This is a genomic window from Caulobacter sp. (assembly GCF_035254145.1).
Lineage (GTDB): Bacteria > Pseudomonadota > Alphaproteobacteria > Caulobacterales > Caulobacteraceae > Caulobacter.
Window position 1 is genome coordinate 1 of sequence record NZ_DATFAV010000038.1, and the last position, 21037, is coordinate 21037.

At 67.7% G+C, this 21037-nt stretch carries 13 protein-coding genes; 4 read left to right on the forward strand and 9 right to left on the reverse strand.

Annotated features, from left to right (window positions below; genetic code table 11):
• Positions 1 to 398 precede the first annotated feature (398 nt).
• Positions 399 to 2471, reverse strand: a complete 2073-nt coding sequence (locus VJ655_RS01890; RefSeq protein WP_324097678.1) for an alpha-L-arabinofuranosidase C-terminal domain-containing protein — start codon at positions 2469 to 2471, stop codon at positions 399 to 401.
• A gap of 219 nt (positions 2472 to 2690) precedes the next feature.
• On the opposite strand from VJ655_RS01890, the gene VJ655_RS01895 reads away from it, so the two are divergent.
• The 3 genes from VJ655_RS01895 to VJ655_RS01905 are packed head-to-tail and all read left to right on the forward strand — an operon-like array spanning position 2691 to position 7309.
• Positions 2691 to 3791: an alpha/beta hydrolase gene (locus VJ655_RS01895; protein WP_324097680.1), complete on the forward strand. Its 1101-nt coding sequence runs from the start codon at positions 2691 to 2693 to the stop codon at positions 3789 to 3791.
• Complete coding sequence (locus VJ655_RS01900) at positions 3792 to 5693, forward strand: NPCBM/NEW2 domain-containing protein (RefSeq protein ID WP_324097682.1); 1902 nt, start codon at positions 3792 to 3794, stop codon at positions 5691 to 5693.
• A gap of 56 nt (positions 5694 to 5749) precedes the next feature.
• On the forward strand, positions 5750 to 7309 hold the full coding sequence (locus VJ655_RS01905) for a glycoside hydrolase 43 family protein (RefSeq protein ID WP_324097684.1): 1560 nt from the start codon (positions 5750 to 5752) through the stop codon (positions 7307 to 7309).
• Between the two features lie 6 nt (positions 7310 to 7315).
• Here the strand turns inward: VJ655_RS01905 and VJ655_RS01910 are convergent, their stop codons facing one another.
• The 6 genes from VJ655_RS01910 to VJ655_RS01935 all read right to left on the reverse strand — a co-directional run bounded on the left by VJ655_RS01910 (position 7316) and on the right by VJ655_RS01935 (position 16186).
• On the reverse strand, positions 7316 to 8050 hold the full coding sequence (locus tag VJ655_RS01910; protein ID WP_324097686.1) for a FadR/GntR family transcriptional regulator: 735 nt from the start codon (positions 8048 to 8050) through the stop codon (positions 7316 to 7318).
• A 193-nt stretch (positions 8051 to 8243) separates the two neighbouring features.
• Positions 8244 to 9833: an alpha-N-arabinofuranosidase gene (locus tag VJ655_RS01915; protein WP_324097688.1), complete on the reverse strand. Its 1590-nt coding sequence runs from the start codon at positions 9831 to 9833 to the stop codon at positions 8244 to 8246.
• Positions 9834 to 10228: 395 nt separating this feature from the next.
• On the reverse strand, positions 10229 to 10474 hold the full coding sequence (locus tag VJ655_RS01920) for a response regulator transcription factor (protein ID WP_324097690.1): 246 nt from the start codon (positions 10472 to 10474) through the stop codon (positions 10229 to 10231).
• 103 nt (positions 10475 to 10577) lie between these two features.
• Complete coding sequence (locus tag VJ655_RS01925; RefSeq protein ID WP_324097692.1) at positions 10578 to 13514, reverse strand: TonB-dependent receptor plug domain-containing protein; 2937 nt, start codon at positions 13512 to 13514, stop codon at positions 10578 to 10580.
• A 307-nt stretch (positions 13515 to 13821) separates the two neighbouring features.
• Positions 13822 to 14820, reverse strand: coding sequence for a LacI family DNA-binding transcriptional regulator (locus tag VJ655_RS01930; protein ID WP_324097694.1), 999 nt, complete (start codon positions 14818 to 14820; stop codon positions 13822 to 13824).
• 127 nt (positions 14821 to 14947) lie between these two features.
• Positions 14948 to 16186: a PQQ-dependent sugar dehydrogenase gene (locus tag VJ655_RS01935; protein WP_324097701.1), complete on the reverse strand. Its 1239-nt coding sequence runs from the start codon at positions 16184 to 16186 to the stop codon at positions 14948 to 14950.
• Between the two features lie 173 nt (positions 16187 to 16359).
• Between VJ655_RS01935 and VJ655_RS01940 the strand changes: the two genes are divergently transcribed.
• Positions 16360 to 18540, forward strand: a complete 2181-nt coding sequence (locus VJ655_RS01940; RefSeq protein ID WP_324097695.1) for a TonB-dependent receptor — start codon at positions 16360 to 16362, stop codon at positions 18538 to 18540.
• Here the strand turns inward: VJ655_RS01940 and VJ655_RS01945 are convergent.
• Together VJ655_RS01945 and VJ655_RS01950 are read right to left on the reverse strand one after the other, a co-directional pair.
• Positions 18537 to 19586, reverse strand: coding sequence for an oxidoreductase (locus tag VJ655_RS01945; protein WP_324097697.1), 1050 nt, complete (start codon positions 19584 to 19586; stop codon positions 18537 to 18539). The genes VJ655_RS01940 and VJ655_RS01945 overlap by 4 nt on opposite strands.
• A 68-nt stretch (positions 19587 to 19654) precedes the next feature.
• Positions 19655 to 20944: an MFS transporter gene (locus VJ655_RS01950; protein WP_324097699.1), complete on the reverse strand. Its 1290-nt coding sequence runs from the start codon at positions 20942 to 20944 to the stop codon at positions 19655 to 19657.
• Positions 20945 to 21037: the final 93 nt, after the last annotated feature.

A 21037-nucleotide genomic window follows, 5' to 3' on the forward strand; every position in this document is an offset into this window, starting at 1 on the left:
ACGTCTTCCGCACGCGGGGGCACCCGCTGGCGCACCTGCCGCCCGAGCGCCATGGCCTGCTGGGACCGCTGGCGCAAGGCGCCTATGGCCGTATCCGCGCCATCGCCATGCGGATGCTACGCGGCGTCTGAGGTCGCTCGACATTCAGAATGGCGAACAATTCCTGCCTTCCTGGGCCTCGTGCCCAGGATCCATCGTTCCGTAGCAGCTAGGTTTGACCAGCGTCCCGGGTCGTTCAACTCCGCCTCGCTTCAACGGCTCAGCCTGTCGCCGGCATGGGTCCTGGGCACGAGGCCCAGGAAGGCAGGTTATAGGCTTCAATTGCCGCCTTGAATGTCGATCCACTTAGAGTGTTCCGGGCGTTGGCTTGCCAGCGCCCGGAACGCCTTTTCAGAGCCCTACGACTTGGGCTGCTGGATCGCGAACTCGAACACCGTCGCCGAGGTCGGCGAGACGACCAGGCTGCGGCCGGCGCGGGCCGGGCTCTGGGTGACCGTGACCCCGGCCGGGGCGCCGACCTTGTTCTGCGCGTCCAGCGACGGCCCGCTCAGCACCCACTTGCGGCCCGCGCCCTTCACGGCCAGGGCCTTGAGGTCCAGCGTCACGGTCTGGGGCGTGAAGGTGGCGTTGACGACGCCGACCCGCAGCGACTTGCCGTCCGGGCTAAGGCCCGCGATGACGTCCAGCGGATAGGTCGGGCTGCCGGCCTTGACCTTCGGGTGGTTGAAGCCGACCGGGAAGCGGGGATCGGGCTGCGGCGCCTGGCCGCCGACCGCCACCGGAACGACGCCGGCCCCGAAGTGCTCGCCGTAGAGCTTGAAGACCAGGCCCGTCGTGTTGAGAACGGCGTCGGTCGGGGTGATGTCCATCGTCGAGGCCCCGGTGGTGAAGGCGCTCATGGTCAGGAAGTCGGTGTGGCGCAGCATCTCCTGCAGCACCATGGCGTAGGCCAGGGCCGACTTCAGATTGACCTGGCCGAAATAGGCGAACTCGTCGATCGACAGGAAGATGTTCTTGTCCTTCATCGCCGGAAAGCGCGTCTGGTAGATTTTCCACTGCTCGGCCTTCATGCGGACCTGGTTGGACGGCGAGCGGGCGTATTCCATCAGTTCGGCGTCGGCCGGGGCGTCGGGCCGCTTTTCCGGCTGGTCGTACCAGTGCTCGGAAATGCCGTCGAAATTGCCCCAGGACCTGGCCAGCAGCCCGCCCGTCCAGTCCCATTCGCCGCCGAACTTGGGCAGGACGCTCTCGAGGGAGGCGTTCTCCTTCGTGCCCTTGGGATGGCCCTGGTCGGGCATGGCGCCCGAACCGATCAACGTGATGCTGGGATCGACCTTTCGCATCGCCTCGGCGAAGGCGTTGTGCTTGATCATGAAGTACTCGAGCGAGGTCTTGCCGATCTGCCACCAGCCGTAGGGCTCGTTGCCGATGTTCCAGAACTTGACGCCATAGGGCTCGGGATGGCCGTTGGCGGCGCGGCGCGAGCCCCAGGCGCTGGTGGCCGGCCCGTTCAGATACTCGACCTCCTCGGCGGCCGAATTGGCGTCGCCCAGGCCGGCGTTGACGGTGACATAGGGCTCGACGCCGATGATCTTGGTCAGATCCATCCACTCGTCCATGCCGATGTCGTCGGGCTGCATCGCGCTCCAGGCGTAGTCGAACATCGGCGGGCGCTTGTCGCGCGGGCCGATGGCGCTGTGCCAGTCCCAGTCGGACAGGAAGTTGCCGCCGGGCAGACGCCACATGCCCGAGTTCAGCGACCGGGCGATGGCGGTGGTGTCGGCGCGCCAGCCGCGGATATTGTCGGCCGGCATCAGCGAGACCGTCCCGACCCGGAAGGCGCCGGATCCCAGGCCGGTGATCTCCAGCCGCGCGTCGGTCGCGTCGGCGGCGGGGGTGAAGCTGAACGCCGCGCGCGACCAGGTCGCGCCGGGCGCGGGCAGGGCGACGACCTGGCGGTCGGCGGGACCGGGGCCCCAGACCAGCGCCACCTCGACCTTGGCCCCCGCGTCGCCCGACAGCCACAGATAGCCGTCGTAGCGCTTGTTCTTGGCGAGGCCGATTCCGGCCTGCGAGAAGCCCTTGCGAACCGCCGCGTCGACGACGACCCGTGGGGTCTGGGCGCCGACATAGGCGTCCTTGGCGTCCATGATCACCGCGTCGTCGCCGCCGATCGGCCGCCACTTGCGATAGCTGACCCCGGGCCGCCCCTCGGCGTTCATCGGCGGCGGCTTGTCCAGCGCCTCGGGAACCACCGGATAGTAGAACTTGCGGTCGTCCAGCATCTCGGCCCACAGCGTGCGCGCCACCAGCCCGCCGATCGGCTCGATGAACATGCCGTACTCGTACTTGGTGACCGCCGCGGCGCGCTGGCTCCCGTCGATCGTCACACGGACAGGCTCGGCGGCGACCCCGGCCGAGGCGGCGATCATCCAGCTGGCGCAGGCGGCCAGCATCCCTCGATAACGCATTCGTTCCTCCCTCATTACTCTGTCATTTTATGACCCCGCCTGGACGGGCGGGGTTTTCGCGAGTTCATTGGCGCGAACAGCCTTGGCGCCCCCGGCCAACGCCCCGACGGCGACAGCCATCGAGGCGAGCCGGTTGACACGCCTTTATTTACGCAGACAAATGGTAGCGTTAACAAGTCGCGCGACGCAATATCGACAATGCGCGGATGGGGAGGTTTCATGACGATACGCCAGACGCGCGCGCCCGCAGGCCGCGCCGCTCCTCTGCTGGCGATGCTGGCCCTATCGCTCACCCTGGCCGCGCCGGTCGGCGCCAGCGCCCAGGTGACCACCAAGGCCCCGCCGCCCGTCGCCGGCGCCAAGCCCGCCACCGTCCAGCGCATCAAGGTCCATTCCGTCGCCATCGAGGGCAATCTCGAGGGTGAAAGCGCCGACCGCGAGGTGCTGGTCATGCTGCCGCCCGGCTACGCCAGCCATCCCAAGCAGCACTATCCGGTGATCTATGCCCTGCACGGCTATTCGATCGGGGCCCAGCAATGGACCAGCGAGATCCACGCGCCGCAGACCATCGAGGGCGCCTTCGCCAAGGGGGCGCGCGAGATGATCGTGGTGTTCCCCGACAGCAAGACCATCCACAACGGCTCGATGTATTCCAGCTCGGTGACGACAGGCGATTTCGAGACCTTCGTGTCGCGCGATCTCGTCGCCTATGTCGACCAGCACTATCGCACCCTGGCCCGGCGCGAGAGCCGCGGCCTGGTCGGCCATTCGATGGGCGGCTACGGCGCCAGCCGCATCGGCATGCGCCACGCCGACGTGTTCGGCGCGCTCTACATGATGAGCCCCTGTTGCCTGTCGCCGCGCGACGCGGGTCCGCTGAATGGCGACGCCGCCACGGCCCTGGCCAACGTCAAGTCGCTGGAGGAGGCCGCCAAGCTGCCCTGGGGCCTGCGCGCCCAGCTGGCCACGGCCGCCGCCTGGTCGCCCAATCCCGCCAAGCCGCCGCTCTATCTGGATCTTCCGGTCGAGAACGGCGCGCCCCGGCCCGACGTGCTGGCCAAGTGGGCGGCCAACGCGCCCCTGGCCTTCGTCGACCAGTATGTCGGGGCGCTGCGTCGCTACAAGGCCATCGCCATCGACGTCGGCGACCGGGACGGACTGAAGGCCGACGCCGGCAAGCTGCACGAGGCGCTTGACCGCTACGGCCTGGCCAACAGCTTCGAGATCTATCCCGGCGATCACACCAGCGACGTCCCGACCAGGTTCCAGGACCACGTGCTGCCGTTCTTCAGCCAGAACCTGGACTTCGGGACGCGCTAGATGATCCGCACTCTCCGTACCGGCGCCGCCGCCCTGGCGATCGCCCTGGCTTGCTCGACCGCCGCGACCGCCGCCGACCGCCTGGCGCCCACCGGCCGCTGGAGCGCCTATGACCGCCCCGCCGCGCGCACCCCGCCGATGGGCTGGAACAGCTGGAACGCCTTCACCAGCGACATCGACGAGGACAAGGTCATGGGCTCGGCCCAGGCGCTGGTCGACACTGGCCTGGCCGCCAAGGGCTATCGCTATGTGAACATCGACGACGGCTGGTGGCTCAAGCGCCGGACGAGCGACGGGCGCATGCTGATCCGCGCCGCCCGCTTCCCCTCGGCGGCTACCGCCAACGGCGACACCAGCTTCCGCCCGCTGACCGACCGGCTGCACGGCATGGGGCTGAAGGCGGGGATCTACTCCGACATCGGCCGCAACAGCTGCGGCCAGGTGTTCACCTCGACCTTCCCCAACCAGCCCGAGGGCAGCGTGGCCGAGCGCGAGGTCGGCCTTTATGGCCACGTCGACCAGGATATCGCGCTCTATTTCCAGGAGTGGGGCTTCGACCTGATCAAGGTCGATGGCTGCGGCGTGCGGGGCCTGGGTCCCGACGATCCCAAGGTCAAGTCCGGCCAGTATCGGGCGCTGGGTCCGCTGGTCGATGTCGACTCGCTGGGCCGCACCGACATCGCCGCCGTGCGCGGCCTCTATGAGGAAGTCGGCAAGGCGCTGGACAAGCACAATCCCGATGGCGACTTCATCTATTCCCTGTGCCTGTGGGGCGCGGCGGACGTGCGCGCCTGGGGCAAGGACGTCGGCGCCATCTCGCGCACCAGCGAGGACATCTCGCCGACGTGGAGCCGCATGCTGCACAATCTGGACAGCGTCTCGCGGCGGCCGCTCTACGCCCATCCCGGGACGTGGAACGATCCGGACATGCTGTATGTCGGCAAGGGCGATTTCGACGCCCAGCACATCGAGGCGGCGCGCTCGCACTTTTCCCTGTGGGCGATGGTCAATGCGCCGCTGCTGATCGGCTACGATTTGAGGACGGCCTCGCCGGAGCTGCTGCAGATCCTGGGCGCCAAGCCGGTGATCGCCCTGAATCAGGATCCGGGCGGCAACCAGGCGGTCCTGGCCTTCGACTCCGGCGACATCGCGATCTTCGTCAAGACGCTGGCCAGCGGCGACAAGGCCGTGGCCATCCTCAACAGGACCTCGGCGCCGATCCAGGCCATCCTGACGGCCCAGCACCTGAAGTTCCTGGCCGACGCCGATATCGACCTCACCAACCTGTGGACCCAGGAGGCGCTGAAGTTCCGCGGCGAGCGCAAGTTCCAGCTGGAGCCGCGTCAGACGCTGCTGTTCGCGGCGCATGGCCAGCGCCGGCTGACCGATGGGATGTTCCTGTCCGAGCTGCCGGGAGCGGTGAACCCGGCGGTCGACGGCGTGGTGACGCCGCAGGCCGATCCGCTGATCCACCGCGCGCTGCTGCCCTGGCGCGGCAGCCGTGGGTTTGGCGAGCCGCCGCGCTATGGCGGCTGGGGCGGCGCCCAGGCTGACCGGACCCCGTACGACCAGGAACTGGCCGTCGCGGGACGCCGGTTCGACACGGGTCTGGGCGTGCTGGCCAATTCGCGCCTGGAGGTCCGCAACCCGGGCTTCAAGCGGTTCTCGGCCGATGTCGGGGTCGACGACTCCGGCGAGGACGCCGATCAGGTCGTGACCTTCCTGGTCTATGGCGACGGCAAGCTGCTGGCGCGCTCGCGCCCCATGAAGCGGGGGCAGCCGACGCAGGCGCTGGCGGCCGATATCGCCGGCGTCGGCCTGGTGGAGCTGGTCGCCAGCACCGCGCGCGGCCAACGCCATCCCGTCCCCGTGACCTGGGGCGAGGCGGCGCTGAAGCGGTGATGCACGACCAATTGGTCCGACACGATGGCGCGCGCCCGGGTCGGTGGGAGGATGGAATGTCGAAAGCCTTGAGCCGGGTGTTGCTGGCTATTGTCTCTGGGCTGGCCCTGGGCGCGGCCGACGCCCGCGCCCAGGTCTGGCGTTCGGACAGCGGACAGGGGACCTATCACAACCCGCCGCTCTACGCGGACTATCCGGACCCCGACATCATCCGTGTCGGGAAGGATTTCTATTTCGCCTCGACCACCTTCCTGAACACGCCGGGCCTGACCCTCCTGCACTCGCGGGACCTGGTGAACTGGGACATCGCCGGCCATGTGATGCCGAAGCTCACCGGCAATCCCAAGTACGACCTGGCCGACGGCGGCGACTATCGCCACGGCGTCTACGCCCCTAGCCTGCGTCGCCACGGCGGGCGCTTCTACATCGTCGTCACGCCGGTGGGGCGGAACACCCGGATCTATTCCGCCAGCGACATTCGCGGGCCCTGGACCGCGCGCGAACTGGACCGCGAGGCCTTCGATCCCGCCCTGTTCTTCGACGACGACGGCAAGGCCTATATCGCCACCGCCAGCAGCGCGGACGGCACGATCACCCTCTTGACCCTCAACGCCGACCTGACCGCCGTCTCAAGCGCCCAGAAGATCCACTACATCAGGGGCGCCGAGGGCTCGAAGCTGATCAAACGGGGCGGCTGGTACTATCTCTTCAACGCTATCCCCCGACGCCTGGCCCTGACCGTCTCGCGCGCTCGCAGCCTGACCGGGCCGTGGGAGACGCGCGACCAGATCGACGACACCACCGGCGGCCACCAGGGCGCGCTGGTCGATCTACCGGACGGCGGCTGGTACGGCTTCGTCATGCGCGACGCCGGCGCGATCGGCCGGGTGACCAATATCAGTCCGGTGTTCTGGCAGGACGATTGGCCGGTGTGGGGGACGCCCGAGGCGCCGGGACGCGTGCCCGATGTCGCCGCCAAGCCGATCCCCGGCGGCGCCTTCGTCGAGCCGCCCAGTTCCGACGACTTCAGCGCCCGCGTGCTGGGCCGGCAGTGGCAGTGGAATCACAATCCCGACGACGCCCGCTGGTCGCTCAGCGAACGGCCGGGCTATCTGCGCCTGAAGGCCACGGCCAGCGACCAATTCTGGACCGCGCGCAACACCCTCGTGCAGAAGGGCCAGGGACCTCGCGCCCGAGGCGTGGCCAAGCTGGATGTTCGGGGACTGGCGGCCGGCGACGCCTGCGGCCTTGGCACGTTCGGCAAGTTCTCCAGCCAGCTGGTCGTCACCCGTACGGCCGACGGGCGCGGCGCGCTCTCCACGCGGCTGGTCGAGAGCACCCAGCAGGGGCCCAAGACCACCCCGCAGGGCGAGACGCGGACGATCCCGCTCGCGGACCTGTGGCTGTCCGTCGAGATGGACTTCACCACCGACAAGACGGCGTTGCGGTACAGCCTGGACGGCAAGACCTGGACCGCCATGCCCGGCGACTTCCCCCTGGCCTTCGACTGGCGGACGGGCACCTTCCAGGGCGAGCAGTTCGGCCTGTTCTGCTACAACCCCCAGGGCGGCGAAGGACGGCTGGACGTCGACAGCTTCACGCTCAGCAAGCCCTGATCGCGGTTACATCGCCGAGCGGGTGTCCTCGAGCGCCAGGTCGACCAGCGCGCGCATGGCGGCGCTGGCGGCGTCGGGATCGCCCGCGGCGATGGCGTCGCAGACCTTGGCGTGATCCGGAACCGGGTCGCGGGGCAGGGCGCGTGAGCGCTGCTTGAACTCGGTGGTCCAGCTGACCGCCGCGCTGATGCTGGCGCTCAGTGCGATCATCGCGTCGTTGTGGGTGGCGCGCAGCAGGGCGTCGTGAAAGGCGCGGTCGGCGGCGCGGCCGGCCTCGGTGGCCAGGGTGTGGCGGCGCATCCCGGCCAGGGCGTCCTTCATGGCCTTGATGTCGTCCTTGTCGCGCCGTTCGGCGGCGAAGCGCGCGGCGGCCGGCTCGACCACGGCTCTCAGCTCGAAGAGGTCGCGCACGAAGGCCACGTCCGGTTCGGCAGCGAAGGCCCAGGCCAGGACGGTGGGGTCCAGGATGTTCCAGCGACTGCGCGGCAGGACCCGGGTGCCGGCCTTGGGGCGACTCTCCACCAGACCCTTGGCGGTCAGGACCTGGACGGCTTCCCGATAGGCGCTGCGCGAGACGTCCAGGGCCTCGGCGTTGGCGATCTCGCCGCTCAGGGTTTCGCCTGGCGCGATCTGGCCCGAAACGATCGCCGTGCCGAGATAGTGCGCCACGGCCCCGCGCAAACGTCGACCAGACCCTCTGGCCGACCGTGTGATCGGCTTTTCGTCCGGTTCCGTCGGCATGGTTGGAGGGCTCCTGTGGGCGGGGCCCCAATAAGCGCAACGTGGCCAGGCTTGGCAAGTTGGCAGATAGTCGAGGGTCGCGGACCCGCGCGGCCTTAAGACAAGGGTCTCGGAAAAGACAAATATAGCCGGGCCGCCAACGGTCGTGGCGGCCCGGACCTTCTTGGCCGCGCCAAGGGCGCGCTCTCGGAGATCAAGGCTCCAGTTGGACGACCAGGATCGACTTGGCCGGGATCTTGAGATCCAGGCCGCCGGCGCTCGCCTTGGCCGCGTAGGCCTTGGGCGAGACGGCTTCGGGCGCCTCGAAGGTGTTGACGGCGTCGACGCGCGGCGCGGTCAGCAACTGGCCCTTCGCGCCGCTGGCCTTGGCCCCGGCGAGCGCGGCCTGGATGGTGACCGGCTTGGCCGGATCCAGGTTGGTCACCGCCAGCCAGAGCTTGCCCTGAGCGTCGCGCGCGGCGATGGCGTCGACACGGGGCAGCTTGATGTCGCCTTGAACGTAGGTTCCCGCGTCGAAGCTCACCGGCACGAAGGTGGCGTCCTGGAAGGGCACGTACATCTTGTAGACGTGGTAGGTCGGCGTCAGGACCATCTTGTCCTTGTCCGTCAGGATCATCGCCTGCAGGACGTTGATCATCTGGGCGATGTTGGTCATGCGGACCCGGTCGGCGTGACGGGCGAAGATGTTGAGGTTCAGCGCCGCCACGATGGCGTCCCGCAGCGAGTTCTGCTGGGCCAGGAAGCCGGGGTTGGTCCCCTCCAGCGGGGCCAGCCAGACGCCCCATTCGTCGACGACCAGCGGCACTTTCTTTTCCGGATCGTACTTGTCCATGATCGCCGAGTGCTTGGCGACCAGGTCGTCCATGCCCAGCGTTTCCTTGAGCAGCTTGGCGTAGGCGGTCTCGTCGAACTTGGTGCTGGAGTAGGACGGCGGCCATCCGCCGGTCGTGTAGGAGTGCAGCGACAGGCCCTCGATGTTCCAGGCCCAGTCATGCGACTTCTGGGCGGCCATCACCGCCTCGGTGTAGGCTGGATCGGCCTGGTTGGGGCCCACCGCGATGCGCTGCATCGCCTCGGCGCCGGTCTGCTTGGGGTTGTAGTTGCGCACGAAGCGGGCGTAGCGCTTCATCTCGTCGGCGTAGTAGTCCGGGCGCATGGCCCCGCCGCAGCTCCAGCTCTCGTTGCCAAGGCCCAGATACTTGACCTTGTAGGGCGCGGGGTGACCGTTGGCGGCGCGCTCCTTGCCGGCGGTCGTGGCCGGGTCGGCGGTCATGTATTCGACCCACTCGGCCGCTTCCTGCACTGTGCCCGAACCCAGATTGACCGAGACATAGGCCTCGCTGCCGATCTGTTCGACGAAGTCCATGAACTCGTCGGTGCCGAAGGTGTTGGGCTCGACCGAGCCGCCCCAGTTGGAATTGATCGTCTTGCGGCGGTTCTCGACCGGGCCGATCCCGTGGCGCCAGTGATACTCGTCGGCGAAGCAGCCGCCGGGCCAGCGCACGTTGGGCGTCTTGATGGCGCGCAGCGCCTGGACCACGTCGGTGCGGATGCCGCGGACATTGGGGATGGGCGAGTCCTTGCCCACCCAGACCCCGCCATAGATGCCCGTGCCCAGGTGCTCGGCGAACTGGCCGAAGATGTTGCGGTCGATCTTCGCGCCCGGCGCGCCCGCATCGATCCGCACCGTGATCGGCGCTTCCGACTTGGTCTGAGCCAGGACGGGTCCGGCCATCGCCAGGGCCAGGACGGTTGTGGCCAACGGCCGGGCGAGTTTGAGCATTGCGTTTCCCCAGGAAGCGCCGGGATCTTCCGCGGGGACCGCGTCGGCGGCTCGCGACAGCCTCCGGCTGGAATATTCTGTCGTCGCGGCGTCGATTTCGAGCGGTCGCGAAAGGAATTTTAGTCAGACAAATATCAGGGTCAAGTTCACTCTGTCCTAGCTCGGCGGTTTAGCCGCCTTCACAGGATGTGTGGGCGAAGCGGCTGCTTCAACGAGAATGTCCTGTGCAATTTGTCTGAGTAGAGAAGTTCAAAAAGGGCCAGGGCGGCCGCCTCATGGTGCGCAGGGGGTGTCGCGCGATCGACGCTCGCCGTGTGTCGGATGGTCCGCGAGGGCGGCCGGTGACAGCGCGACGGCAAGCGTATGAGGCGGCCGCTCTGGCCAAGCTGGAAAAGCTATCCGTGTCCGTCCAGCCCGTGGCTCACGACCAGGGTCATGCGGCGCGCGGCCATGGCCGCCTGCGTGCGGTTTCGGACCTTGAGTTTACGCATCAGGGCGGTCATGTGCGATTTGACCGTCGCTTCCGAGATGCCGAGGTCGTAGGCGATCTGCTTGTTGAGCAGGCCGCTGTTGACCCCCGCGAGCACCCGCCTCTGCGCCGGGGTCAAGCGGGGTGGCTCGGGGTCCTGATGTCCGTTCACGCGACTAACTCCTTCCTGGCCCGAAAGCTTGGGCCAGACCTTTTTTTGCGAAAGGCGGTCCGAAGCGCGGCGCCGGCCAGGCCGACGCCGCGCTGGACGATCATCAGAACTTGAAGCGGACGCCGGCGCGGTACATCCGGCCGACGATGTCGTAGAGCGCCGGGTTGGCGTAGTTCGGCGACTTGGCCGGATCCCGGTCGAACAGGTTGTCGACCTTGAAGTAGGCCGTCACGTCCTGGCGGATGGTGTAGGTCCCGCCGACGTCCATGTAGAACGCGCCCGGCATGAAGTTCTTGTCGATCGTCGGGGCGTTGGCCGTCGAGACCGGGCAGGTTCCCGGGGCGCAGACGACGTACTGGTTGCCGTAGTTGCCGTCGGTGAACCAGCGCTCCTGCAGGGTCAGGCTGAAGCGGTCGTTCTCGTAGCTCTGGATCGCCAGCCACTTCCAGTTCGGAGTGTTGCCCTGGTTCACGCCCGCGGAGTCGACCGGAACCGTGCCGGGCAGGCCGGTGTCGGTCCAGAAGTCGCGGATGTGGGTGGCCAGGGCGCGCAGGGTGAAGTTACCCGACAGGCCCAGGGGTTGGCGCCAGCGATAGCTGGCCTCGATGTCGAAGCCGCTGGTCTTGATCGACGCCAGGTTGAAGGACTGGACGTTGATGTAGTTGGGGCCGGCGGTGTTGTTGAGGTTATAGGCGCTGCAGGTCTGCGGCAGGATGTTGCGGAAGCAGTAGTCGACGATCTGCGCCGCGCCCAGGCTGGAGACGACGTCGTCGACCTTGATCTTGTAGTAGTCGAACGAGGCGCTGAAGCCCGGCAGCCAGGACGGGTTGGCCAGCACGACGCCGATCTGGGAGTTGCGCGCGATTTCCGGCGTCAGGTTCGGGTTGCCGACCGCGTTCTGGATCGCCACCACGTTCCGGTTGTTCGCCGGGTCGAAGAAGTTCGGCAGGGTCGTGGTGACCGGCGCGGCGAACAGTTCCGACAGGTTGGGCGCACGCACGTCGCGCGAGGTCACGCCGCGGAAGCGCAGGCCCTCGATCGGCGTGTCCCAGGTGCCGCCCGCCTTCCAGGTCCAGATCGTGCCGGAGGTGCTGTAGTCGGTAACCCGAGCCGCGGCGTTGAAGTTGGCGCGACCGGCCTTGTCGTTGTCGAACAGCGGCAGGTCGATTTCCAGGAAGGCTTCCTTGACGTTGTAGACGCCGTCGCCGTTCTTGTAGTTGCCCGCGTGCCAGTTGTTGCCGAGGTTCGACATCAGCGGATCGGCCGGATAGCTGCCGCCGTTGGGGCTGCGATCGGCGACGCCGGCGCCGTAGGGGTCGGCGCGGACGGTGTAGTACTCCCGGCGATATTCGGCGCCGAAGGCCACCGACAGGGGACCGGCCCACAGGTCGATCGGCGCGCCCGAGAAGTTCAGGCTGGCCACGTCCTGGGTCATGCGCAGGCGCTGGAACGGACCCGCGGCGGGCTGGACATATTCAAGCGCCGCGGCCGAGGGCGGCTTGCCGCCGAAGATGTTGAGCGGCTGGCAGCCATTGGCGCGGGCCACCGGATCGGCGCAGACGATCGCGCCGTTCAGCATGGTGGCCTGGATCGCCTGGTTGAAGTGCGGCGTCAGCAGGATGTGGTCGACGTCGATGGCGGTCTTGTTGACGCCGTGCTCGTAGTAGGCGTCGTAGCTCCAGTCGGAATTGAACGCGGCGAACTTGCCCTTCAGGCCCGCGACGACACGGTACTGGCGACGATCGGTGTGGACCTTGGTGTTGGGCAGCAGCGCGTTGCTGGTGCCGAACTGGAAGCTGGTGACGCCGGCGGTCGCGCAGGCGTCGCGCACCGAGGTCGGCAGGTACGGATTGGCGCATTGCAGGGTCAGGCCGGTCCGGTTCATGCCGTTGACGGGCTGGTTGCTGGTCTTGACCTGGCCCAGGTTGAACGAGACGTAGGCTTCGTTGCCCTCGGCGAAGTCGTAGCCGATGCGCCCGTAGCCCACCTTGCGCTCGATCTTCGACTGCAGCGTGCGGCCGCTGTCGACGTTGCCCGACAGGTCGCCGCCGACGCAGAAGCCCGGCAGGCAGCCGGTGACGGCGCCCCCAGCGGTCTTGGACGGCACGCCGCCCGAACCATACTGGAACTGGAAGGGTTGGCCGCTCTGGTCGAAGGCGATGCCCTGCAGCGGCCCGGCCGTGATCAGGCCGTACTTGGTGTAGGCGTAGGGCTGGGCGTTGTCGCGCATCAGGTACTGCGGCGAGCCGTCGTTGGTGACGTTGCGATTGATCATCGTCGTCTGGGTGAACCAGTGACGATCGCCCGCCAGGTCCAGGCCGAAGTCGCCGGGGCCGACGCCATTTTCCTTGGCCCATTCGACGCTGCCGACCAGGTGGAGGCGGTCGCCGGCGAAGCTGCGGCCGCCGGCCAGCTGCACCAGGCCCTGTTCATTGTCGTTGTACTTCGAAATGCCGGCCTGGACGTTGCCCTTCAGGCCGGTGAAGCGGGTGTCGGTGATGAAGTTGACGACACCGCCCACGGCGTCCGAACCGTAGGAGGCCGAGGCGCCGCCGTTCACGACGTCGACGCGCTGGATCAGCAGTTGCGGGAACAGGCTGACGTCGGTGACGCCGGTGTAGTAGGCGCCGACCACGCGCTGGCCGTCCAGCAGGGTCAAGGTGCGGATGGTGCCAAGGCCGCGCAGCGAGAACGAGCTCAGGCCCTGCTGGCCGCTCGAGGTGCTGAAGGTGTTGGTCGCCGAACCGCTCGACCCCTGCAGCGACGGCAGCTGGACGATGGTGGCGAAGATGTTGGGCTGGGCGTTGTTCTGGATCTGGGCCTCGCCGATCACCGAGGTCGGCGTCGGGGCGGTGAAGCCGGTCGTCTGGATCCGGGTGCCGGTGACGACGATCTCGCTGACCACGTCGTCGGAGGCGGGTTTGGCCTCGCCGCTCTGGGCCAGGACCGGGCTGGCGAGCATGGCGGCCAACAGGCCGACGCTGGCCGATGTCAGGATCAGGTTTCGCCGCGAAGACGTCGCGCGTCTGCTGGTGTTCATTTTCGTCCCTCCCTTTGCCGCCCGCGTCGTGCGCGAGCGTGCTTCTCTTGTGGCGTTCCAGGCGGTGCGGAACCGCGATGGTAACGTTACCTTTTGAGTGGATAGGGCGACCCTTGAGAGCTGTCAATACTCCGACATATTACAGGCGTCTCGGCGTGGATTTGGTCAAGCGGAGCCGTTGATGCCGGGATTCTGGCGCGTCTACGCCGGATGAACGCCTCCGTGCGGCGCTCAAGCGAGTCGAAATGTGAGTGATAACGTTATCATTCTGCGCGGCGCCGCTTCGCGCGGTGGTGGCGTGCAGGTCTTATGGCCGATCGTTCGGAGGCGGCGCCGTCGACAGTCGCGTGATGATCTGATGGTCGAAAACATGATCATCGCGTTCGGCCAGGGGAGGCTCCAGGCCGCCGATCTCCCCCGCGACCAGGCCGAGCGCCTCGGCCGCCAGTTCGCGAACCGGCTGACGCACGGTCGTCAGCGGCGGCCACAGCGTCACCGCCGCCGAGGTGTCGTCGAAGCCCGCCACCGCCAACTCGCCCGGGACGTCCAGATGGCGCCGGTGGGCGACCGAAACGACGGCGGCGGCCATGTCGTCGTTGCTGGCGAAGATCGCGGTCGGCGGGGAGGGATCGTCGAGCAACTGCTCGGCCGCCCTCAGTCCCGAGGTGAAGCTGAAGTCGCCCTGGGCGATGGTGGTGCTCACATCGTCGGTTTCGCGAACCGCGTCGTGGAAACCCGCCAGGCGTTCGGCGCTGGCGGCCTGGTCGGGATTGCCGAGCACGAAACCCAGTCGGCGATGGCCGAGCGCGATCAGCTGGCGGGTCATCTCATAGGCCGCGCGCCGGTCGTCGATCCGCACGCAGATGGCGCCGTCCACGCGATAGGCGCCGACAGCCGCCATGGGCAATCGCGCGTTGCGAAGCACATCCAGCACCAGGGGGGATTCGCCCAGCGGCGGAGCCAGGATCACGCCGCGGACGCCGGACGCGACCAGGCCCTGGAGCGCGGCCTCCGACGGCGGTCCCGCGGCGTCGCCCCTGAGCAGGATGAGGCGCGCGCCGCGCATCGAGGCTTCCTCGAAGACGCCGGTCAGAAAGTCGCTCATGAAGGCGGCGCTGGGGTTGGAGTAGACCACTCCGATCTTCAGCTCGGTCGAGGTGACCAGGTTCCGCGCCGTGATGTTGGGCGTGTAGCCCAGGACACGGATGGCCTCGTTCACCGCGGCGCGCGTCTCGGGGCCGACTCCGGCGCGATCATTGATCACGCGCGACACCGTCATGGGCGAAACGCCCGCCTGCGCCGCCACGTCGATGATCGTTGGGCCGCGAGACCGTCCAGCGTTTCTACCCAAACTGCCTTCCCCCACGCGAGCGCTAGGCTTGCTACCTAATCCATTGTGGACGCGGTGCAACGCACTTTGCGATCGGGTTGTCTCAGCCCTTCGGGATCACTTTGATCAACTTGCCGTCGTCATCGTCGGTCAGCACGTAGATCGCGCCGTCGGGGCCCACCGACACATCGCGGACGCGGCCGCCGATGTCGGTGAACAGGCGCTCTTCGCCGACCACCTTGCCGTCCTTGAGCACCAGGCGGTCGACATGCTGCTCCTTCAGCGAGCCGATCAGCACGCTGCCCTTCAGGGCGGGGAACAGGTCGGCCTGATAGAAGGCCATGCCCGAGGGGGCGATCACCGGATCCCAATAATAGACCGGCTGCTCGAAGCCATCCTTCTGGGTGATCCCGTCGCCGATCGGTTTGCCGGAGTATTCCTCGCCGTAGGTGACGACGGCCCAGCCGTAGTTCTTGCCCGCCTCGGGGTGGTTCAGCTCGTCGCCGCCCTTGGCCCCATGCTCCACGGTCCACAGCTTGCCGCTGGGATCGAGGGCGGCGGCCTGCAGGTTGCGGTGGCCCAGCGACCAGATCTCGGGCTTGGCGCCGGGCGTCTTGACGAAGGGATTGTCGGACGGGATCGAGCCGTCGGCGTTGATGCGGATCACCTTGCCCAGGGTGGCGTCCAGGTGCTGCGCCTGGACGCGGCCTTCCAGGATCGAGCGCTCGCCGGTGGTGACGAACAGCTTGCCGTCCGGTGCGAAGACGAGGCGGCCGCCGAAGTGCAGGGCGCTGTCCATCTTCGGCGCCTGGCGCCAGATGACCTGGACGTTCTCCAGCTTCGGGGCGGCGCCGAGCACGAGCTTGCCGCGCGCCACGGCCGTGCCGTTCACGCCGCCGTCGGGCTCGGCATAGCTCCAGTAGATCAGGCCGTTGCTGGCGTAGGCGGGGTCCAAGGTCACGTCCAGAAGGCCGCCCTGGCCCTCGGCGAACACGGCCGGCAGGCCCGAGACGGCGGGCGACAGCCGGCCGTCCTTGGCCAAGACGCGCAGGCGGCCGGCCCGCTCGGTCAGCACGATCTCGCCGGACGGCAGGAAGGTCATGCCCCACGGATGGTCGAGGCCGCTGGCCAGCACCTGATACTGGCCGACCGTGTGTGAGTTCAGGCCCGGCGCGCGGGTCTGGTTGGCGAAGGCCGGCTTCTGCTCTGGCGCGTTGGGCGGCCGCGTTTCCACCGGCGAGCCGGTCTGGTCGGACGCGGGGCCGGGCTGAGCGGGGGCGGGGCCACAGGCGACCAGAGCGGCGGCCAGGGCGGCGGAGGCGGTGAGCAGGGCGGTGCGCATGGCCACGACCTTAAGCTGCTTTTCGCGCGGTGGGCCACCCCTTTAGGGTCTATGGTCAGACCATACATTCACTATCGTTAGCGTGAATATTGACGTTCGGTCGGTTTGATGGGACGGTCGCGGTTCGGGGCGCCGCCAGAGCGCCGGAGGAAGCATCCAAGAGGGGATAGACCATGAGGCGTGAGCTCTGGTTGTCGGCGTCGACCGCCATTCTGTTGTGGACCAGCGCGGCGCATGGCCAGACGGCCGGGACCGAGTCGGGCTCGACCAAGGCCAAGCAGGACGAGGCCGCCGTGCTGGGCGAGGTGGTGGTCACCGCCGAGCGTCGGACGACCAACCTGCAGACCACGGCGGTCGCGGCCACGGTGCTGAGCGCCGACGACCTGAAGAACAAGGCCGTCACCTCCCTGGATCAGCTGCAGTTCGCCGCCCCGTCGGTGACGGTGCAGAACTTCGGCCAGGGCAACTTCTTCAACGTGCGCGGCATCGGCAAGTCCGAGGCCACGACCGCCGTCGGCGTGGGGGTGATCACCTATCGCGACGGGGTGGCGGCGTTCCCGGGCTATTTCCAGACCGAGCCCTACTACGATCTCGCCAGCCTGGAGATCCTGCGCGGTCCGCAGGGCACCTTCGCCGGGGCCAACGCCACGGGCGGGGCGGTGTTCATCCGCTCGCAGGATCCGAATTTTCGCGGCGTGAACGGCTATGTCCACGCCCAGGTCGGCAACTACAAGGACTTCAAGGCCCAGGGCGCGGTCAACCTGCCGATCAGCGACACCCTGGCGGGCCGGATCGCCTTCAATCACGAGACCCGCGACAGCTTCTGGGACATCACCGGCCCCTACAAGGGCCATCCCGGCGACGTCGACAGCAACAGCGTCCGCCTGGGCCTGCTGTGGACCCCTAGCTCGGCGCTGAAGGTGACGCTGAAGGCCGACTACAACGACATCGACCTGGGCGGTTATCCGGCCGATCCGGCCCTCTCCAAGAACGACCCGTTCAAGATCACCAGCAACGGCCCCAACTCGGCCCACGACACCTTCGTGCGCTCGTCGCTGAACGCCAGCTACACCTTCGACAACGGCGTCATGCTGCGGTCGATCACCGGCTATCAGAACGGCACGGCCAAGTTCTCGACCGACCTGGACGGCACGAGCGCGCTCAACAACACCTTCTACGACACGGTGAAGGAGGAGGTCTGGTCGCAGGAGTTCAACCTGCTCTCGCCCAGCGAACAGCGCCTGACCTGGCTATTGGGCCTGTACTACCAGAACGACGAGGTCGAGTTCCCGGCCGCGACCTATCCGACCGGCGCCTACCGCATCGGCTTCCCGGAGAACGTCCTGGACATCTATCTGTGGGGCAAGACGCCGAAGGAGACGACGGCGGCGTTCGGCCAGGTCAGCTATGACCTCAGCGATCGCCTGCAGGTGCAGGTCGGGGCGCGCTACGCCCATTCGGTGTCGACCAACGACGACGTCTACACGACCTATCCGCAGTTCGGCGTCGTGCTGCTGCAGAACGCCAAGGTCAAGGACGACAAGATGACCGGCAAGGTCACGTTGAACTGGAAGCTGGACGACCGCAACTTCGTCTACGGCTTCGTGGCGACGGGCCACAAGATGGGCGGGCTGAACGGACCCAACCTCTATCAGCCGGCCAAGGCCTTCGCGCCGGAGAACCTGACCGACTACGAGGCCGGGTGGAAATCGACCCTGGCGGGCGGCCGCGTGCGCACCCAGCTGGGCGTCTACTACAACGTCTACAAGAGCTTCCAGGTCAATATCGGCGACCCGCAGTACCCGCAGATCAACCGCATCCAGAACGTCCGCGGCGACACCAAGCTGTACGGCCTCGAAGGGTCGGCCCAGGCGCTGCTGGGGCGGGCCGCCTTCGACGTTGCGGTCTCGGTCTCGCACTCCAAGCTGGGCGGCTTCTACGGGGCCGATCCGCGCGTGAGCCGCACCGGAACCTGCGATCCGGCCAGCGGGCCGGCCAGCGCCAACTGCGCCGACCTGGGCGGCAACCGCCAGGCCTATGCGCCGAGCTTCACCTTCCACGCCGGCGCGCAATACACCTTCGGCCTGGGTGGTGGCGCGACCCTGACGCCCCGGCTGGACTACGCCCACATCGGCTCGGCCTATACGACGATCTTCAACAAGGCGGCGCTGGGCGACAGGCTGGAGGCGCGCGATATCGTCAACGCCCTGGTCACCTGGGCGAAGGGCGACTGGAGGGTGGCGGCCTACGCCACCAACCTGACCGACCAGACCTATATCGCCGCGATCAATTCGGGCCTGCGCTACGCCGGTCCGCCGCGGCAGTACGGGCTGAACCTGACTAAGGCGTTCTAGGCGCTCGTCGGTAGTTCGCGCCTCTGGCGGCTGGCCTCCCGGGCCAGCTCCAGCAGGTCCATCACCCGCAGGGCCTCCTCGATCGGCACGGGCGAGGGGGCGCCGGCGATGATCGCGTCGCGAACGCCTGCGTAGAAGGCGCGGTAGTCGGACGGCTCGGGTTCGACCTCGGCGTGGATCCGAAGGTCGTTCTCGACCGTGGTCAGGACGCCGGGGCGGTGGTTGCGGCCATAGTCCCGCGAGCCCGGGACCAAGCCGGCCTTCAGCTGCGCCTCCTGCGGGTCGAGGCCGTGCTTGACGAAGCTCCCGCTGGTCCCATGAACCGCCAGGCGCAGGTCGCTGGCGGCGGTCAACAGGCTGCCGTGCAGGATGACGCGCAGGGTGGGATAACGCAGCGCCACGTGGAAATAGTCGTCGGCGCCCGCGCCCGGGCGCTGGATCGCGATGTCGGCCGAGATCGCCAGCGGCTCGCCGAACAGGACCAGCGCCTGGTCCAGCAGGTGCGGACCAAGGTCCATCCAGGCGCCGGCGCCCGGTCCGGCCCGCTCGCGCCAGCGGTCACGGACCACGGGGCGGAAACGATCGAAATGGCTCTCGTATTGCACGATCTCGCCCAGCTTCCCCTCGGCGATCAGGCGCTTGAGCGTGAGGAAATCGCCGTCCCAGCGGCGATTGTGGAAGACGGTCAGCAGCTTGCCCGCGCGCCGCGCGGCGTCGGCCATCGTCCGCGCCTCGGCGGCGCTGAGCGCGAACGGCTTGTCGACCACCACCGACTTGCCGGCTGCCAGGGCCGCAAGGGCTTGGGGCGCGTGCAGGGCGTTCGGCGTGGCGATGACCACGAGGTCGATCGCGGGATCGGCCAGGGCCACGTCGAGATCGCGGACGACCCGAACGTCCGGATGATCGGCGGCGACCTTGGCCGGGTCGCTGGACACCACCACCGACAGGGCCAATCCCGGCGAGGCGGCGATTAGCGGCGCGTGGAAGGTCTTGCCGACATAGCCATAGCCGACCAAGGCCACGTTCAGGGTGCGTGAGTGGGGCATGACCCGGTTCTAAACGAAAAGGGCCGGGGATTTCTCCCCGGCCCGGATCGCGTTCCCGTGAAGGGAGGCTAGATCTTCACCGGCTCCATCTTGGGCGTCAGCAGGTGCACGACCAGGAGAGCGACCAGATAGGCGCTGCCGGCGACCAGGAAGATCGGCGCATAGGTGCCGATGCTGTCCAGCACCTTGCCGATGTACTTGGAGAACACCATGCCACCGAAGGCGCCGAGCATGCCGCCGATGCCAACGACCGAACCGACCGCGCCCCGCGGGAAGACGTCCGAGGGCAGGGTGTAGAGGTTGGCCGAGAAGCCCTGGTGGGCGGCGGTGGCGACGCCGATGATCAGCACGGCCAGCCACACCGAATTGGCGTAGGAGGCGAACATCACCGGCACGGCCAGCAGGGCGCAAGCCAGCATGGTCAGCTTGCGGGCCTTGTTGATGGTCGCGCCCTTCTTCATCAGCGTCGACGACATCCAGCCGCCGGCCACGCTGCCGACGTCCGACAGCAGGTAGATGGCGATGAGCGGCGGGCCGAAGCTTTTCAGGTCCAGGCCGTAGCGCTTGCCCAGGAAGTCCGGCAGCCAGAACAGGAACATCCACCAGATCGGGTCGATCAGGAACTTGCCCAGGGCGTAGGCCCAGGTTTCGCGCTTGGTCAGCAGCTTGGCCCAGCCGATCTTCTCGACGGGGTCGGCCGGATCTTGCTCGATATGGGCCAGCTCGGCCGAGGACAGGCCCTTGGCCTCGCGCGGACGGCGATAGACCAGCAGCCAGATCGGCAGCCAGACCAGGCCCGCGACGCCGGTGACGATGAAGGCCATCTGCCAGCCGAAGGCCAGCACGATGCCCGGAACGACCAGCGGGGTGACGATGGCGCCGATGTTGGTGCCGGCGTTGAACAGGCCGGTGGCGAAGGCGCGTTCCCTCTTGGGGAACCACTCGGCCACGGCCTTGATGCCGCCGGGGAAACCGCCGGCCTCACCGATGCCAAGGCCCATGCGCGCGGCCACGAAGCCGGCGAAGCCCGCCGCGCCGGCGTGGGCGATGTGGGCGACCTGCCAGATCAGGAACGCGACGCCGAAGCCCCAGCGGGCCCCGATCTTGTCCATGATCTTGCCCCAGACCAGGTAGGCCACGGCGTAGGCCAGCTGGAAGTAGAAGACGAGATCGGCGTAGTGGGTCTCGTTCCAGCCGAATTCCTTGGAGAGGTCGGCCTTCAACAGGCCGATCGTCTGGCGATCGACATAGTTGATGACCATCGCCGCGAACAACAGGCTGACGACGATCCAGCGATAGCGGCCGATCTTCTCGGATGGCCCTTCCTGAAGTTGAACGGGCGCTTTCGAAACGTCCATGAACCTTGGCCTTCCTTCCCTAGATTGTTCTTATTTGGCTGGGACGGCGACGCAGTCCACGGTTCCGAACGGGCCGAAACTGACGTGGGCCAC

Bases quoted from the DNA above. Each gene is read 5' to 3' on its own strand.
- VJ655_RS01890 (WP_324097678.1), bottom strand. From the start codon at position 2,471: ATGCGTTATCGAGGGATGCTGGCCGCCTGCGCCAGCTGGATGATCGCC.
- VJ655_RS01895 (WP_324097680.1), top strand. From the start codon at position 2,691: ATGACGATACGCCAGACGCGCGCGCCCGCAGGCCGCGCCGCTCCTCTG.
- VJ655_RS01900 (WP_324097682.1), top strand. From the start codon at position 3,792: ATGATCCGCACTCTCCGTACCGGCGCCGCCGCCCTGGCGATCGCCCTG.
- VJ655_RS01905 (WP_324097684.1), top strand. From the start codon at position 5,750: ATGTCGAAAGCCTTGAGCCGGGTGTTGCTGGCTATTGTCTCTGGGCTG.
- VJ655_RS01910 (WP_324097686.1), bottom strand. From the start codon at position 8,050: ATGCCGACGGAACCGGACGAAAAGCCGATCACACGGTCGGCCAGAGGG.
- VJ655_RS01915 (WP_324097688.1), bottom strand. From the start codon at position 9,833: ATGCTCAAACTCGCCCGGCCGTTGGCCACAACCGTCCTGGCCCTGGCG.
- VJ655_RS01925 (WP_324097692.1), bottom strand. From the start codon at position 13,514: ATGAACACCAGCAGACGCGCGACGTCTTCGCGGCGAAACCTGATCCTG.
- VJ655_RS01935 (WP_324097701.1), bottom strand. From the start codon at position 16,186: ATGCGCACCGCCCTGCTCACCGCCTCCGCCGCCCTGGCCGCCGCTCTG.
- VJ655_RS01940 (WP_324097695.1), top strand. From the start codon at position 16,360: ATGAGGCGTGAGCTCTGGTTGTCGGCGTCGACCGCCATTCTGTTGTGG.
- VJ655_RS01945 (WP_324097697.1), bottom strand. From the start codon at position 19,586: ATGCCCCACTCACGCACCCTGAACGTGGCCTTGGTCGGCTATGGCTAT.
- VJ655_RS01950 (WP_324097699.1), bottom strand. From the start codon at position 20,944: ATGGACGTTTCGAAAGCGCCCGTTCAACTTCAGGAAGGGCCATCCGAG.